This is a genomic window from Mycobacterium sp. NPDC004974, from assembly GCF_053600815.1.
The window spans coordinates 169586-184571 of the sequence record NZ_JBSGAQ010000011.1 but is presented as its reverse complement, the minus strand read 5'-3'; the positions used below and the strand labels follow the sequence as shown (position 1 = coordinate 184571).

The window sequence follows — 14986 nt, the reverse complement described above, 5'->3', positions numbered from 1 at the left end:
GGTTTTGACAGACTGTGCCCCATGGCACAGATAACCTTCAAGGGAAACCCCATCAACACGGTCGGCGACCTGCCGGCAGTCGGTAGCCCGGCCCCCAGCTTCTCGGTCACCGGCACCGATCTCGGTACCGTCACCAACGATCAGTTCCAGGGCAAGTCAGTGCTGCTGAACATCTTCCCGTCGCTGGACACCGGGATATGCGCCGCCAGCGTGCGTACCTTCAACGAGCGCGCCGCTGCCGGCGGCGCCACGGTCCTGTGCGTGTCGAAGGACCTGCCGTTCGCGCTCAGCCGTTTCTGCGGAGCCGAGGGGATCGAGAACGTCATCACCGCGTCGGCGTTCCGCGACAGCTTCGGCGAGGATTACGGAATCACCATGGCCGATGGTCCGATGGCCGGTCTGCTGGGACGCGCCGTCGTCGTCATCGGTGCCGACGGCAACGTGGCCTACACCGAACTGGTGCCCGAGATCGTTCAGGAGCCCAACTACGACGCCGCGCTGGCCGCGCTCTGATCGTCGTAACCCTTCCTCACCGGCGCGCCTCGCGCCGGTGAGGAACCGGCAGGCGATCAGATCGGCCACTGCTCGCGGCGATAGGCCGCATCGAAGAACATCCACTCGTATTTCGCCGTGACCACGAAATGGGCTCGTGCGGCGGCTTCGTCCGCCCCACCCAGAGTCGGTCCGACCCGATCCGTCAGATCGAGCACCTCCGCGACAGTCGCGGCGAACTCCTCACCGCCGTAGCTGTCGATCCAGCGCTGATAGCGCCGATCAGGCGATCCGCGTTCCAGCAATGCCGCGCCGACCTGAGCGTAGATCCAGTAGCAGGGCAGAACCGCCGCCAACCCCTCGGCAAAGGTGCCGCTGTAGGTAGTGGCCAGCAGATAACTCGTGTAGGCGCGCGTGGTCGGGGTGACCGGCGTCGCGTTGAGCGCCGCGATATCCAGCCCCAGCTCGGGCAGAAGTTCGTTGTGCAGACCCAGTTCGACATCGAAGACCTCGGCGGCATGTCGGGAGAACATCGCCGTATCGGCCAGGGCGGGGGCCTTGGCGGCGACGATCGTCAGCGCGCGGGCGTAGTCGCGCAGGTAGTGCACGTCCTGTGCCACGTAGTGGGCGAATGCCGCGTCATCCAGGCTGCCGTCGGTGAGGCCGGTCAGAAACGGGTGCGCGAGGATCGCGGTGTACGTCGGCTCGATCGCCTCCCAGAGCCGGGCCGACCAGGATTGCGGGTTCGCATCGGGGTGCATACCACCATGGTCTCAGGTGATCCGCAAACGTTGTGTGCCCCGTCGGCGTGCCGTGCACCACAACGATTTTCGCGGTGGGGAGGTCAAATCTGACCTGCCCCGCGCACTTTGCCGAAGCAGCCGGCCGGCAACCCGGCGTCTTGCGTGGACGGCAGTGCGGCGGCCACTGTCACGACTGCTGCCCAAAGCCGTTCCGGTAACCGTTGGGTCACGGTACTGCATCTGATCGAGCTTGTGCCCCAATCTAATTGGGAAAATGTATCGTTGGGCGGTACAAATGGTTGACTCGGCTGACAACGACCAGCGGCCGGTGTCGCCTTCTGGTGGTCGAGAGAGTTGATGTTCGATGAGACGTACCTTTGCCCTTCTGTTCGGTCTGGCATTCCTGGTAGCGGCTCCCGGACTAGCCGGCGCCGCACCGATCGAACGCCCGACCGGCAACCAGCGCTTTGTCGATCTCGTGATCTCCCGCGCGCTGTCACAGCGCGGTGTGCCCTTCAGCTATGGCGGCGGGGACATGAACGGGCCCACCCGTGGCGTCGCCCGCAGCCTGCCCGCCCCCGGTCTGGCTCCCGCGACGCCGCCGCTCGCGGGCGGCGGTCTGACACCCGGACTGTCGACTCCCGTGGTGACTGCTCCGGTCGCTCCGGTGCTGACCCCCGGTTTCGGCGTTGCGCCGGATCTGTCGGCGAATGTGGTCGGCTTCGATGCCTCGGGGCTGATCGTCTACGCGTTCGGTGGAGTCGGGGTGAAGATGCCGCGGTCCTCCGGCGAGCAGTACAAGGTGGGGCAGAAGGTGCTGCCCGCCCAGGCTCTGCCCGGTGACTTGATCTTCTACGGACCCGAGGGCACCCAGAGTGTGGCGCTCTACCTCGGGAACAATCAGATGATCCAGGGCACCGAGCCCGCTGTCGCGGTCACTCCGGTGCGCGGCGAGGGCATGACTCCCTATCTGGTCCGCATCATCGCCTGACGCTCGAGATTGTGTGTCTGAGGCGGCTCAACAGTCCGTAGGCTTTGAGCCGTCGACGACGAAGGGCGTATTGCATTGACGGAGCAGACACCTGCGACTACGCGGACCGTTTTTCCCGGCATCAGTTCGCGGGCGTGGGAGCATCCGGCGGACCGGACCGCGCTGACCGCGTTACGCCGGCTCAAGGGATTCGATCAGATCCTCAAGGTGTTGTCCGGGATGCTGCGCGAACGCAAGCACCGGCTGCTGTATCTGGCCAGTTCCGCCCGGGTGGGTCCGCGGCAGTTCGCCGATCTCGACGCGCTGCTCGACGAATGCGTTCAGGTGCTCGACGCCCAGGTGCGCCCGGAGATGTTCATCATCCAGTCGCCGGAAGCCAATGCGTACTGCATCGGCATGGAGGACCCGTTCATCGTCATCACGTCGGGCATGTATGAGCTGATGACGCATGACGAGATGCGGTTCGTCATCGGCCATGAGCTCGGCCACGCCCTCAGCGGTCACGCCGTCTACCGCACGATGCTCCATCACCTGCTGCGGCTGGCGTCGTCGTTCGGCTTCGTCCCGATCGGTGGCTGGGCACTGCGCGCGATCGTCGCCGCCCTGCAGGAATGGCAACGCAAATCCGAACTTTCGGGTGACCGTGCGGGGCTGCTGTGCGGACAGGACTTCGACATGGCGATCCGGGTCGAGCTGAAGTTGGCGGCGGGCCGGCACCTGGACAAGCTCGACTCGCAGGCGTTCCTGGCTCAGGCACGGGACTATGACGCGACCGGAGACATGCGCGACGGGGTGCTCAAGCTGCTCAACCTGGAGCTGCAAACGCACCCCTTCTCGGTGCTTCGCGCGGCGGCGCTGACGAAGTGGGTCGATACCGGTGGATACGGCGCGATCATGGCCGGCACCTATCCGCTGCGGTCCGACGACGCGACGGCGAGCTGGACCGATGACGTCAGCGCGGCGGCACGGCATTACAAGGACGGGTTCGACCAGTCCAACGATCCGTTGATCCGGGGCATCCGGGATGGCTTGGGCGGCGTGGTCGACGGGGTGGGGCAGGCCGCGACGAGTGCGGCCGACTCGATGGGCCGCAAGATCTCCGAGTGGCGTCGCAACACCAAGCCGAGCGAGGAATAGCGCGCCCGTGGGTAGTTGCCGTCGGATCAACGGTAAGCCCCTAGACTAGGCGCTCGTGGGCATCCTGTTTGGCTTCGCGCCGTGGATCATCTATTGGGTACTCGTCGGCAACGTGCCGTTCGTTGTCGCTGTGCTGGTGGCGCTGGCGACGGCCATCGCGACGTTCACGATCAGCCGGATTTCCGGCACGCCGGGACGCACCCTGGAGATCGGTGCACTCGCTACCTTCATCGTGCTCACGATCTTGACCCTGGTGCTCAGCCAGGATGTCATGGAGCGCTGGATCCAACCGCTGAGTACTGCGGGGATCTTCTTGGTCGCCCTCATCGGCCAGCTGATCGGCAAGCCGTTCGTGCTGGAGTTCGCCGCGGCGGGCCAACCGCCCGGAGTCGTGGAAAGTGACCTGTTTCAACGGATCGTGAAGGTCCTGAGCTGGATCTGGGTGGGTGCGTTCGCCGGGATGACGATCTCCTCGGCGATCCCGCCGATCGCGCAGGGTGACGCCACGATTCTGGACACAACGACTCCACTGTCGTTCATCTGTTACTGGGTCATCCCGTTCATCCTGCTGAGCCTGGCCGCGATGGCCTCACGTGTCTTGCCCGACCGAATGACGGCCGGCATGAATGACATCGTGCGCAAGACCACCTTCGTGGCGTTCTCCGAAGCCGAGATCGACCAGCTCTACTACCTGGCCCAGGAACATGCCAACCGCGAGGTCGGCGCCGGACAGGAGGCCTATGACGTCCGGGTCGGCGGTTCGGGAACTCCGTTGGTGGGCGATGAATCCCGCCTGTCGTGGCCCTCGACGTACAAGGTGCGCGACCGCAAGCGGTAGTCGGGCGTGACTCAGCCGGCCGGCATCATCCCGAGTAGGCCGAACATCATCACGATGCCGGGCAGCAGGTTGGTCACCTGGTGCGCGATGATGCCGCCCCACAAACTCCCGGAATAGAGCCGGGCCAACGCAATTGGGATTGCCACCACCAGTAGCAGCGGTGCCCGCTGAGGTTCGAGGTGGGCGAGCGCGAACACCAGGGTGGACACCGTTACCGCCGTGACGCGTCCCCAGCGTTGTTCGAGCGCACCCCACAGCAGGCCGCGGTACACCACCTCTTCGCAGATCGGCGCGATGACCGCGACCAGCAGCAGGACGGTGATCGCCACCGGCCAGGTGGTGCGAACGCCTTCGAACACGCCTCCCACCGCCGACGTCGCGTCGGGCCCGACGATGGATTGGTAGAGCAACGCGGCGGGCAGCGTGACGAACAGTCCGCCGATGCCGAAGGCCAAACCGAGACCGATGGCACGCCAGGACCATTGCCACCGGAAGTCGATGCGGGGACCGTTGCCTCGCCATGTCGCGATCGCGACGGCCAGGGCCGCGGCGACCAGTGTCGGCACTCCGATCGCCAGGGTGATCAACCAGGGCGGTGGTGCGCCGGGAGGTGCGAACAGTCCGAACGATGCCGAGGTGAGCAGATAGACGGCCTCGACGATGACGAACGCACCGAGGCCCCAGCGGTGCGTGGGCCCGGCCGGTACGGTCGGCACTTCCTGAACGGCATCCATGCGGCCAGAGGCTACTGGCCCTGGACGGCCACCGTCACTTGGTCCCGAAGATCCGGTCACCGGCGTCTCCGACCCCGGGAACGATGTACCCGTGCGCGTCGAGTTCCCGGTCCAGTGCCGCAGCGTAGATGGGCACCTCGGGGTGTGCCTGCTGCATCGCCGCGACCCCCTCGGGGCAGGTCAGCAGGCAGACGAACTTGATGGATCGGGGCTCGTATTCCTTGATGCGGTCGATGGCGGCGACGGCTGAATTGCCGGTGGCCAGCATCGGATCGACGACCACCACGTCACGTTCGTGTAGATCGCCGGGAAGCTTGAAGTAGTACTCCACGGCCACACGCGTTTTCGGGTCGCGGTAGAGGCCGATGTGGCCGACCCGGGCGCTCGGAACCACGCTGAGCATGCCTTCCAGAATGCCGCTGCCGGCGCGCAGGATCGACACGAAGACCAGCTTCTTGCCGTCGATCACGGCTCCGGTCGTGGACTCCAGCGGGGTCTCGATGTCGATGTCGTGCACCGGGATGTCACGCAGCACCTCATAGCTCATCAGCATCGAGATCTCGTTGAGCAATTGGCGGAACCCGTTGGTGGACACGTCTTTCTGTCGCATCAGGGTCAGCTTGTGCTGAATCAGCGGGTGGTCGATGACATGCAGGTTGCCCATGGCTGACTCTCCTAGAAGACCGTGCCGTCGCTGATGATGGACAACGGAGGGCGGCCATCGCGCAGGCGTGCGGCGAGTTCCCGCCCGGTCGCCCAGGTTCCGCCCTCCAGTACGCAGGCCAGTGGCAGCTGCGGGGAGTTGAGATGGCGGCGGATCAGCGGCGCCAGCTCGTCGAGCAGTGCAACGGTCAGTGCCCGCCATTCGACCACGATCTCGTCGCCCACCGCCCAGTCTCTCTCGGCGAGTGCAGGATCGCGTAACCGCAGTACGCCGGTATCGAGCAGCAGACCGCCATTGCGGTATTCGGGCAACCCGGTCAGCGTATCGAGATCGGTGACCTGTACACCTGCCCATTCGAACGGCTCCAGGAGCGAGTAGGTCAGCCACTGCGAGAGCTTGTGAAACGGCATCCATCCGCGCGAGAGGCCGGGACCGGGGACCGCCCGATGCCTCCAGCAGTCACCGAGCGGTTGGCCACCGATGGCATTGTCGGTGAGCCACACTCCGGACAACGTGTCCAACACCGTCGAGAGCAGGTCGTCGGCCGCGACGGTCGGACCTGTCACGGTGTCGAACAACCCGCCGGGACGACCCTGCGGGCCGAACACATCGGGGCGAGCCGCCAATTGCGTGCCCAGCCGGTGCAGCAGCTCGACCCGACCGGCCAGCCCCACCAACGGATTTCCGGGACCCACCTGGAAGGCGCCGGCCAGACTGTCGGCGTCGAGGCGGTTCAGCGCGGTGGCATCGGCCCGCAGCGGATCGCTCGCGTCGTCGGAGAACAATCCACCGCAGAACGCATGCCAACTGGCCACCCCCAGCCCTTCCGATCGGGTCAGCCGAAGGCCCGTGCCGGATTCGAGGTAATGCCAGTCGGTTCCGGCCCCGGCATCCAGCAATACGCTGATCACGGCCAGGTCGATCATCGAGCGGGCCTGGGTTGCGCCAACCACACCGGTTGTGCGCGTTGCCAACTCTGCGCGGCGGTCCAGGCCGCCGGCCTCGAAATGGCGCCACCGGCTGTGGTAGGGGATGGCGAGCGTGGGGTAGCGGGTGCGGGTGACTTCGGCGACCTCGACTGCTGCGTGGTCCAGGGCGTCGTCGTCGACCGCGAACCAGGGCGAATCGCCGGCACGAGCGCGCTGCAGAAGATGTTGGGCCCGTTCGCGGATCGCGGCGGTGGTACGAAGGGCGGCGACGGCCGCCGAGCCGTCCAAGGTTGCGGTCATGGGGCAAGTCCGCGGCCCTTGGCGATCTTGAGTTCGTCCGCGCCCGGCACCGGCCCCGGGGTGAAGTAGCCGGCGGCCATCTTGGCGTCGATCTCGACCCGGGCGTCGGCGGGGATCAGGTCGTCGGGGATGTTGACCCGCTCGCCGACCTCGATCCCCGAACCGGTGATCGCGTCGTATTTCATGTTGCTCATCGAGACCAGGCGGTGGATCTTGCGTACCCCCAGCCAGTGCAGGACATCGGGCATGAGCTCCTGGAACCGCATATCCTGCACGCCCGCCACGCATTCGGTGCGGGCGAAGTACTGGTCGGCGGTGTCACCGCCGTCTTGGCGCTTGCGTGCGTTGTAGACCAGGAATTTGGTGACCTCGCCGAGTGCGCGGCCCTCCTTGCGTGAGTAGGCCACCAAACCGACGCCGCCACGCTGGGCCCCGGCGATACACTCCTCGATCGCGTGCGTCAGATAGGGCCTGCACGTACAGATGTCGGAACCGAAGACGTCCGAGCCGTTGCACTCGTCGTGTACCCGGGCGGTCAGTTCCACACTCGGATCGGCCAGATCGCGTGGGGCGCCGAAGATGTACACGGTCTGCCCGCCGATCGGGGGCAGGAACACCTCAAGGTCACCGCGGGTGACGAGTTCGGGGTACATGCCCCCGGTCTCCTCGAACAGCACGCGGCGCAGCGCGGTTTCGGTGCAGCCGAACCGGGCGGCCACCCCGGGAAGGAACCACACCGGCTCGATCGCGGCCTTCGTCACCAGCGCCGCACCATTTTCCAGGAGCACACGGCCATCCGGGTGCAGCCGGCCGGCCGCGATGGCCGTGGCGATCTCCGGCACGATGACATGAGCCTTGGTTACCGCGATGGTCGGCCGGATGTCGTAACCCGCCGCCAGTTCGGTGGTGAACGCGTCGGCGACCATCGCGCCCCAGGGATCCATGCTGACGATCGCATCCGGTTGGCTCCACTGCGGATACGGCCCGATCACGTCGGTGGGGGCGGTGTTGGTGAGATCGGCACGGTGCTCGGGCGAGAGCGCGCCCGCGGCAACGGCCAATGCGCGGTACACGCCATACGAGCCACTGTGGGTGCCGATCACGTTGCGATGCGCACGCGTGGTGGTGGTACCGATCACCGGACCGCGCTCGGCGGCGCTCGGTGCGGCCCACTGGATCGTCGGAGTACCCGCGACAGCACTGTGGGATGTCAGCCGGATATGCCGGGCCTTTGTCGGCTCCGCGGACACACCACCACCTGAGTCGGCGACCATTCCGGTGCTCCTTCCTCCGTGCATGTGCCCGGCTGAGACATTCCAGTCAACTCCGATTCGGCGGGTTCTGCATGCGGTGTGCCCGTACCGTCGGTCGGGTGCGGTGGATCGTGGACGCCATGAATGTGATCGGCTCGAAGCCGGACGGCTGGTGGAAGGACCGTCGAGGCGCGATGGTCGGTTTGGTCGAGCGGCTCGAGCGCTGGGCCTCGGCCGAGGGACACCGGGTGATGGTGGTGTTCGAAGGGCCGACGACGCCGCCGATCGAGTCCGCAGTCGTCGAGGTGGGTCACGCTCCGCGGGCGAGTGCGAACTCCGCCGACGACGAGATCGTGCGGTTGGTCGGGGCTGCTCCTCGACCCGGCGAGATCACCGTCGTGACATCGGACAGCGGGCTGGCCGCGCGCGTCCGCGAGGCTGGCGCGCTCGTGCAGCCGGCCGCCGGATTCCGCGATCTGATCGAGCGATTCTGAGTATCCGGGCGTTACGGTGCACTACCGTCACGACATGCTCGACGATGCGGTCAGCATCAGCGGTGTGGACCTGACCGATCCAGCGGTGTATGAGGCGGGTGTGCCATTCGAGGCATTCCGGGAACTTCGGCGGCGAGCTCCGGTGGCGTGGCATCCGTATTCGGACGGAGCGGGCTTCTGGGCACTCACCGGCTATGACGAGGTCCTCGCGGTGTCTCGGGACAGCGCGACGTGGTCCTCGCAACGAACCGGAGTGCTCTTCGACGTTCCGCTACCGGAGAATTCGTATCAACTCGAACTCATGATGCTGACGATGGACCCGCCGCGGCACAGCGCGCTTCGGACGCTGGTCAGCAAGGGGTTCACCCCGCGACATGTCACCCGGCTGCGCGAGCGGCTGGGCTGCCTGGCCGCCGAGATCGTCGACGGGGTGCTGGACCGCGGTGAGTGTGAATTCGTGTCCGACATCGCCGGCGCATTGCCGTCGTATGTGATCGCCGAACTCCTCGGCATCTCCCACGAGGACGGTCGCCGCTTGTATTTCCTCACCGAGGCCATGAACTCGGAGCACGTCGGCGAAGCCACAGACACGGTGCTGCAGGCGCAGATCGAAATGTTTGAGTACGCGTCGGCGCTGGCGCAACGCAAGCGCGCCGAACCGGGCGATGACATTGCGACCGCGCTGCTCAATGCCGAGGTGGACGGCCAACACCTCACCGACCTCGAATTCAACATGTTCTTCCTGTTGATGATCAATGCCGGGGGAGACACCACCCGCAACCTGGTCTCGGCGGGAACACTGGCGCTATTGGAGCACCCGGACGAACACGCTCGGCTGGCGGCCGACCCTGGGCTGCTGTCCACGGCGGTCGAGGAGATGCTCCGCTATGTCAGTCCGGTGACCGCATTCACCCGCACGGCAACGAAAGACACTGAACTGCACGGCGTTCGTATCGCCGAAGGCGACCGGGTAGCGATGTTCTTCCCGTCGGCCAATCGCGACGAGGCACATTTTACCGATCCCGACCGGTTCGACATCGGACGAAATCCGAATCCGCACCTGGCTTTCGGTGGCGGTGGAACACACTTCTGTCTCGGCGCGAACCTGGCCCGGGTGGAAGCGGCGGCCATCTTCCCCGAAATTCTGCACCGGATGAAGGATCTCGAGGTCACCGGGCCGGTGCAGCGAGTGCGTTCGAACCTGATGAACGGCATCCATTCGATGCCAGTGCGGTTCAGCGCAGCGTGATCAGCTCGCCGGCGGTCGCGCAGGCTGCAGGCGTACCGTCTCGACCTCTTCGTCGATGATCAACTGCCGCAGGGTTTTCCGGTCAAACTTTCCGCTGGACAGGGTCGGGATCCGGTCACCGGTGGTCAGCGCCCACCGGGTCGGCACCTTGTAGGCGGACAATTGCTCCCGCGCATAGTCGGCGAGGGCGCTCAGGTCGAGATCCGCGGTGGGCACCACGACCGCGCAGACCTCCTCGCCGCGTTGCGGATCGTCGATGCCGACGACCACACAGTGCGCCACGCCGGCAGACGCGGCGATGACCGCCTCGACCTCCAAGGGGGAGACGTTGGCCCCGGCGGCCTTGATCAGATCGGTGGTGCGCCCGACATAGAACAGACGGGGGTCGCCGTCGCGCCGGTACACCTTGTCGCCCGTGTGGTACCAGCCGTCGGCGTCGAAGGTCTCCGACCGTTCGCGCTTGTTGTACCCGGCCATGACCCCGATACCGCGGATCATGAGTTCGCCGGTCTCCCCGGACGCGACCGGGGAGCCGTGCTCATCGACGATGGCCATGTCGGTGAAGACGAATCCGCCTGCGGTCTCCGACATGGTGCGGTGCACCGGGAATCCGTCGGGCACATCGGTCATCGCGATATCCAGCGGGCCGTCGCGCAGCATCGGTGCACTGCTCAGGTCGCGGTCGGCGAACGACGGATGGTCGCGCAACCGCTGGGTGAACGCCGGCCAGCCCACAATCCCGGTGATCCGTTCCCGCTCAGCCAGATCCAGTGCGGTTTCCGGATCCAGTTTCGGCATGACCACCAGGGTGACGGGTTCGTGCAGGGCGCCGGTCACCGCGAGCAGTCCGCCGATCCAGAAGAACGGCATGGCGCACAAGATCCGGGACCGGTCCTGTGACCCGGTGATCGCCCGGATGGCGGCGGGCCAGGTCGAGGTCTGGCGCACCAGCGTGCCATGGGTGTGCAGGACGCCTTTGGGATCGGCGGTGGACCCGGATGTGTGCACCATGACGGCGAGGTCGGCGGGGGAGACCTCGGCCTCCGCGGCGGCCAGGACCTCGGCCGGTACCTGGTCGTCGGTCTCGTCGCCCCCGCGCGATGCCCACGGTCGGTTGCTGGCCCCGATCAGCGCGATATGGCGCAGATAGGGGGCGGCGCGCAGGGTCAGTCGGTTCGTGGCGTGGCCCGCCAGTTCGGGTAGGGCTGCCTCCAACCGTTCGGCGACGTCGATGTTGAGCACCGTGCTGGGGGCGACGAGCAGACCGATATCGGCCAGCCGCAACACTTTTGCGATCTCGGCGGGTGTGTACAGCGTGCTCAGCGGCACTGCCACCGCTCCGATCCGCGACACCGCGAGCCACCACGCCACCCACTCGGCACCGTTCGGGAAGAACAGGCCCACGCGACTGCCTTTGCCCACCCCTTCGTGCAACAGCCACCGCGCCAGCCGCGCCGACAATTGCTCGGCCTCGAGGTAGGTGAGCCGGCCGGTGGGGGTGACCAGGTATTCGGACTCACCGAACTCGGTGACACTGTGCCGAAGCAGCGCGGGCACGGTCAGCGGAGATTGCGTCACCCGCCCATCATCTCCAATGGGCGCGGGTAGGTCTGCCCGCGGTGGGTCAGTGACTCTCGCAGGCGGCGCATTCGTCACGTGGCGGGCGTGGGTCGTGGGGATTGTCGGGGTCGGGGTCACCGAACCACCGCGACGCCTCATGCTCGACGTAGGTGTCATGCCAGGACCACCACTCGTAGGGCTTGGTCTGCGGGTAGCCCGGCGGTGAGTCCTCCCAACTCTCCTGGCGGCCGAGCGCGGTCATGTCCAGGAAGTTCCAGGTGTTGACGAATACCTCGTCGCCCCGGCTGTCGATGAAGTAGGTGCGGAAGACCCGGTCGCCGTCGCGAATGAACGCATTGGTGCCGTGCCATTCGTCGACCCCGAAGTCCACGTCGAACTCTGCGCCCGCCCGGGGAACCATGGTGTACCACGGGTGATTCCACCCCATGCGCGCCTTGATCCGGGCGATGTCGGCCTGCGACCCGCGGGAGGCGTAGACGAGGGTGGTGTCGCGGGCGTTGAGATGGGCCAGGTTGCCGATGTGGTCGGCCATCAAAGAACAGCCGACGCAACCGTGCTCGGGCCAGCCGTGCACGCCGGGGTCGAGAAAGGCGCGGTACACGATGAGCTGCCGACGCCCGGCGAACAGGTCGAGCAGGGTGGCGGTGCCGCCGGGACCTTCGAACTCGTAGTCCTTGTCCACCGGCGTCCACGGCATGCGCCGGCGCAGGGCTGCGAGCCGGTCCCGCGCGCGGGTGAGTTCTTTTTCCTTGACCAGCATTTCGTCGAGTGCGGCCTGCCATTCCGTTGCCGGCACGATCGGTGGATTCTTCACGGTTGCTCCCGTCGTCGGTCCCTTGCGGTGCTCATCGAACATTCAACAAATCAGTTGAATAACCTGTCTCGAGGGAACCACGATCCACGGCTATAGTCAACAAGGTGGTTGAAGATCAAGTTCTGGACCGCGCATATTCGGCCTTGGCCGATTCGACCCGGCGCCGGCTGTTGGAGGCCCTGCGTGAGGGCGACGCCCGCATCAGCGACCTGGCCGCCCCGTTGCCCATGACCTTCGCCGGCGTCTCCCGCCATATCGGGGTGCTGGAAGCCGCCGGTCTGGTGCAGCGCGAAGTCCGCGGTCGCGAGCACTGGGTGTCGCTCAAGCAGGACGGGTTGACAATGGCTCAGCAGTGGATGAGCGAGCAGACGGACTTCTGGTCGAGCCGCGCAGATGCGCTGGCCGCACGGTTACGGCGTCAGGCGGATTCCCGATGACCGACGCGCCGACGGTCCGCGTACGACGACTGATGCCCGCGTCCCCTGATGTGGTGTTCGACCAGTGGCTCGACCCGGAGTCGCTGCGGGAGTGGATGTGCCCGCGTCCGGTGCACTGCGTCGAGGTGTTGGTCGAGCCCCGGGTCGGCGGGATCGTACGGTTCGACGTCGACGATTCCGGTACGGGCGTACTGATCACCGGGCAGTTCCTGGCGATCGAGCGGCCCCGCGTGCTGCGCTTCACCTGGAGCAATTCGAACTGGATCGATCCGACCGTGGTCAGCATCGTCAACGTCGAATTCGAGCCGGCCGGTGACGGGCAGACGATGATGTCGATCGAGCATTCCCTTTTGCCGCCAGAGGAATTCGACAGCTTTCACAGTGGATGGACTCTCACGTTCGAACAGCTGGGCGCACGCCTCGAGGGCGCCGCGACCTAGACTGCGGTCATGGACAGCGGCACCCAGGTTCAATACGAGGCTCCGGCAGGCCTGCTCCGCATCGAGGACTGCCTGGACGAGGCAGGCGGCATCGTGCTGCCCCCGGGGACGACCCTGATATCGCTCATCGACCGCAACATCGCTCATGTCGGTGACCTGGTCGCCTACCGCTACCTCGACTACAGCCACGCCGAGGAAGAGATCATCGAGCTGACCTGGACTCAGTTGGGCGTGCGGCTACGGGCCGTCTCTGCGCGACTGCAGCAGGTTGCCGAGCGTGGTGACCGCGTCGCCATCCTCGCACCTCAGGGGCTCGACTATGTCGTCGGCTTCTTCGCCGCGATCAAGGCGGGCAACATCGCGGTGCCACTGTTCGCACCGGAATTGCAGGGCCACGCCGAACGACTCGAAACCGCGCTGCTCGATTCCCGTCCGACGACGGTGCTGACCACCTCCGCCGCCGATACCGCGGTGCAGGCGTTCCTGGCGAAGATGCCGGAGTCCGTGCGTCCCCGGGTGGTGCTCATCGATGAGGTACCCGATCATGAAGGGGACGGCTTCGCTCCGATCCCGGTAGATCCCGACGACATCTCCCACCTGCAGTACACGTCGGGTTCGACGCGTGCCCCGGTCGGAGTGGAGATCACCCACCGTGCGGTCGGCACCAACCTGCTACAGATGATCCTGTCCATCGATCTGCTGAACCGAAACACCCACGGCCTCAGCTGGTTACCGCTCTATCACGACATGGGTCTGTCCATGATCGGATTCCCCGCGGTGTACGGCGGGCACTCGACGCTCATGTCACCGACCGCGTTCGTCCGGCGCCCCCAGCGGTGGGTCCGGGCCATGTCGGAGGCTTCGAAGCACGGCCGCGTCATCACGGCCGCACCGAATTTCGCCTACGAATGGACCGCCCAACGTGGTGTGCCTGAAGCGGGGGAGGACATCGATCTGAGCAATGTGGTGCTCATCATCGGTTCCGAGCCGGTAATCCCCGAGGTGATAACGACATTCAATGAGGTGTTCGCGCCCTACGGGCTGCCGCCGACCGCGTTCAAGCCGTCGTACGGGATCGCCGAGGCGACCCTGCTGATCTCGACGATCGCTCCGGCCGAGCAGTCGTCGGTGGTTTACTTCGACCGTGAGCACCTCGCCGTCGGGCGTGCGGTCCGCGTCGACGCGCACGCCGAAGGTGCCGTCGCCCATGTGTCGTGTGGCCATCCGGCCCGCAGCTTGTGGGCGGTGATCGTCAACCCCGCGACTGCCGACCGACTCTCCGAGGAATTGCCCGACGGTGAGATCGGGGAAATCTGGTTGCACGGCAACAACATCGGTCGGGGCTACTGGGGTCGGCCCGAGGAGACGCGCAAGACATTCGGGGTGTCGCTGCACTCGCGCCTTGCCTCGGGCAGTCACGCCGACGGGCTACCCGGGCACGCCACCTGGCTGCGCACCAGCGATCTCGGGGTGTATTTCGAGGGGCAGTTCTATGTGACCGGGCGGCTGGCTGACCTGGTGCAGATCGACGGTCGCAGCCACTACCCACAGGACATCGAGGCCACCGTCGCGGACGCCTCGCCACTCGTCCGGCGCGGCTATGTCACGGCATTCACCGTGACCACTGATGCCGGCGCCGATGGTGACGGCGCCCGGCTGGTGGTGATCGCCGAACGCGCGGCCGGCACCAGCCGCGCCGACCCTCGGGAGGCTGTTGAGGCCATCAGCGCTGCGGTGGCAGCGCGGCACGGGCTGAGGGTGGCGGATCTGCGTTTCCTTCCGGCAGGTGCGATCCCGCGGACCACGAGCGGCAAGCTGGCCCGGCTGGCCTGTCGCGGTGAGTATCTGGAGGGAACCTTGGGCGTGCGGTGACCGTTCGCCGCAGGCATG

Annotated in this window: 16 protein-coding genes; 9 read left to right on the top strand and 7 right to left on the bottom strand. The window is 66.2% G+C overall.

The window, feature by feature from the left end; translation table 11 throughout:
• Positions 1-21: 21 nt before the first annotated feature.
• A complete protein-coding gene (gene tpx, locus ACWEFV_RS23240; protein WP_135454892.1) occupies positions 22-513 on the top strand; it encodes a thiol peroxidase in 492 nt (163 codons plus the stop codon).
• Between the two features lie 56 nt (positions 514-569).
• Here tpx and tenA read toward each other — a convergent pair whose 3' ends face one another.
• Entirely contained in the window at positions 570-1253 is a 684-nt protein-coding gene (gene tenA / locus ACWEFV_RS23235) for a thiaminase II (RefSeq protein WP_450071895.1), read from the bottom strand.
• A 346-nt stretch (positions 1254-1599) separates the two neighbouring features.
• Here tenA and ripD point away from each other — a divergent pair, with 346 nt between their 5' ends.
• From ripD to ACWEFV_RS23220, 3 genes are all read left to right on the top strand, one after another.
• Complete coding sequence (ripD, locus tag ACWEFV_RS23230) at positions 1600-2226, top strand: NlpC/P60 family peptidoglycan-binding protein RipD (protein WP_450071894.1); 627 nt, start codon at positions 1600-1602, stop codon at positions 2224-2226.
• A gap of 75 nt (positions 2227-2301) precedes the next feature.
• Entirely contained in the window at positions 2302-3363 is a 1062-nt protein-coding gene (locus ACWEFV_RS23225) for a M48 family metallopeptidase (RefSeq protein ID WP_450071893.1), read from the top strand.
• 55 nt (positions 3364-3418) lie between these two features.
• Positions 3419-4201, top strand: a complete 783-nt coding sequence (locus tag ACWEFV_RS23220) for a hypothetical protein (RefSeq protein WP_450071892.1) — start codon at positions 3419-3421, stop codon at positions 4199-4201.
• Between the two features lie 11 nt (positions 4202-4212).
• Here the strand turns inward: ACWEFV_RS23220 and ACWEFV_RS23215 are convergent, their stop codons facing one another.
• The 4 genes from ACWEFV_RS23215 to ACWEFV_RS23200 are packed head-to-tail and all read right to left on the bottom strand — an operon-like array spanning position 4213 to position 8102.
• A complete protein-coding gene (locus ACWEFV_RS23215; RefSeq protein WP_135454881.1) occupies positions 4213-4935 on the bottom strand; it encodes a CPBP family intramembrane glutamic endopeptidase in 723 nt (240 codons plus the stop codon).
• Between the two features lie 34 nt (positions 4936-4969).
• Positions 4970-5599, bottom strand: a complete 630-nt coding sequence (gene upp, locus ACWEFV_RS23210) for a uracil phosphoribosyltransferase (protein WP_450071891.1) — start codon at positions 5597-5599, stop codon at positions 4970-4972.
• An 11-nt stretch (positions 5600-5610) separates the two neighbouring features.
• Positions 5611-6828 carry a URC4/urg3 family protein gene (locus ACWEFV_RS23205; protein WP_450071890.1) on the bottom strand — a complete coding sequence of 406 codons (1218 nt, stop codon included), beginning with the start codon at positions 6826-6828 and terminating at the stop codon, positions 5611-5613.
• Positions 6825-8102, bottom strand: a complete 1278-nt coding sequence (locus ACWEFV_RS23200; protein ID WP_135454875.1) for a GTP cyclohydrolase II — start codon at positions 8100-8102, stop codon at positions 6825-6827. Before ACWEFV_RS23200 ends, ACWEFV_RS23205 begins: the two co-directional genes overlap by 4 nt.
• A 98-nt stretch (positions 8103-8200) precedes the next feature.
• Between ACWEFV_RS23200 and ACWEFV_RS23195 the strand changes: the two genes are divergently transcribed.
• Both ACWEFV_RS23195 and ACWEFV_RS23190 read left to right on the top strand, forming a co-directional pair.
• Positions 8201-8575, top strand: a complete 375-nt coding sequence (locus ACWEFV_RS23195; protein ID WP_450071889.1) for an NYN domain-containing protein — start codon at positions 8201-8203, stop codon at positions 8573-8575.
• Positions 8576-8639: 64 nt separating this feature from the next.
• Positions 8640-9824, top strand: coding sequence for a cytochrome P450 (locus ACWEFV_RS23190; RefSeq protein ID WP_450071927.1), 1185 nt, complete (start codon positions 8640-8642; stop codon positions 9822-9824).
• On the opposite strand, the gene ACWEFV_RS23185 is transcribed toward ACWEFV_RS23190, so the two are convergent.
• Together ACWEFV_RS23185 and ACWEFV_RS23180 are read right to left on the bottom strand one after the other, a co-directional pair.
• Positions 9825-11402, bottom strand: a complete 1578-nt coding sequence (locus ACWEFV_RS23185; RefSeq protein ID WP_450071888.1) for a class I adenylate-forming enzyme family protein — start codon at positions 11400-11402, stop codon at positions 9825-9827.
• A gap of 46 nt (positions 11403-11448) precedes the next feature.
• Entirely contained in the window at positions 11449-12219 is a 771-nt protein-coding gene (locus ACWEFV_RS23180) for a DUF899 domain-containing protein (protein ID WP_135454868.1), read from the bottom strand.
• 104 nt (positions 12220-12323) lie between these two features.
• Here ACWEFV_RS23180 and ACWEFV_RS23175 point away from each other — a divergent pair, with 104 nt between their 5' ends.
• Genes ACWEFV_RS23175 through ACWEFV_RS23165 form a run of 3 tightly spaced genes read left to right on the top strand, consistent with a single transcriptional unit; the run spans position 12324 to position 14968 of the window.
• Positions 12324-12656 (top strand): ArsR/SmtB family transcription factor, encoded by a 333-nt coding sequence (locus ACWEFV_RS23175; protein ID WP_450071887.1) that lies wholly within the window; start codon positions 12324-12326, stop codon positions 12654-12656.
• Positions 12653-13096 (top strand): SRPBCC family protein, encoded by a 444-nt coding sequence (locus ACWEFV_RS23170; RefSeq protein ID WP_450071886.1) that lies wholly within the window; start codon positions 12653-12655, stop codon positions 13094-13096. The genes ACWEFV_RS23175 and ACWEFV_RS23170 overlap by 4 nt, the downstream gene beginning before the upstream one ends.
• Before the next feature lie 9 nt (positions 13097-13105).
• On the top strand, positions 13106-14968 hold the full coding sequence (locus ACWEFV_RS23165) for a fatty acyl-AMP ligase (protein WP_450071885.1): 1863 nt from the start codon (positions 13106-13108) through the stop codon (positions 14966-14968).
• Positions 14969-14986: the final 18 nt, after the last annotated feature.

Bases quoted from the DNA above. Each gene is read 5' to 3' on its own strand.
- tpx (WP_135454892.1), top strand. From the start codon at position 22: ATGGCACAGATAACCTTCAAGGGAAACCCCATCAACACGGTCGGCGAC.
- tenA (WP_450071895.1), bottom strand. From the start codon at position 1,253: ATGCACCCCGATGCGAACCCGCAATCCTGGTCGGCCCGGCTCTGGGAG.
- ripD (WP_450071894.1), top strand. From the start codon at position 1,600: ATGAGACGTACCTTTGCCCTTCTGTTCGGTCTGGCATTCCTGGTAGCG.
- ACWEFV_RS23215 (WP_135454881.1), bottom strand. From the start codon at position 4,935: ATGGATGCCGTTCAGGAAGTGCCGACCGTACCGGCCGGGCCCACGCAC.
- upp (WP_450071891.1), bottom strand. From the start codon at position 5,599: ATGGGCAACCTGCATGTCATCGACCACCCGCTGATTCAGCACAAGCTG.
- ACWEFV_RS23205 (WP_450071890.1), bottom strand. From the start codon at position 6,828: ATGACCGCAACCTTGGACGGCTCGGCGGCCGTCGCCGCCCTTCGTACC.
- ACWEFV_RS23200 (WP_135454875.1), bottom strand. From the start codon at position 8,102: ATGGTCGCCGACTCAGGTGGTGGTGTGTCCGCGGAGCCGACAAAGGCC.
- ACWEFV_RS23170 (WP_450071886.1), top strand. From the start codon at position 12,653: ATGACCGACGCGCCGACGGTCCGCGTACGACGACTGATGCCCGCGTCC.
- ACWEFV_RS23165 (WP_450071885.1), top strand. From the start codon at position 13,106: ATGGACAGCGGCACCCAGGTTCAATACGAGGCTCCGGCAGGCCTGCTC.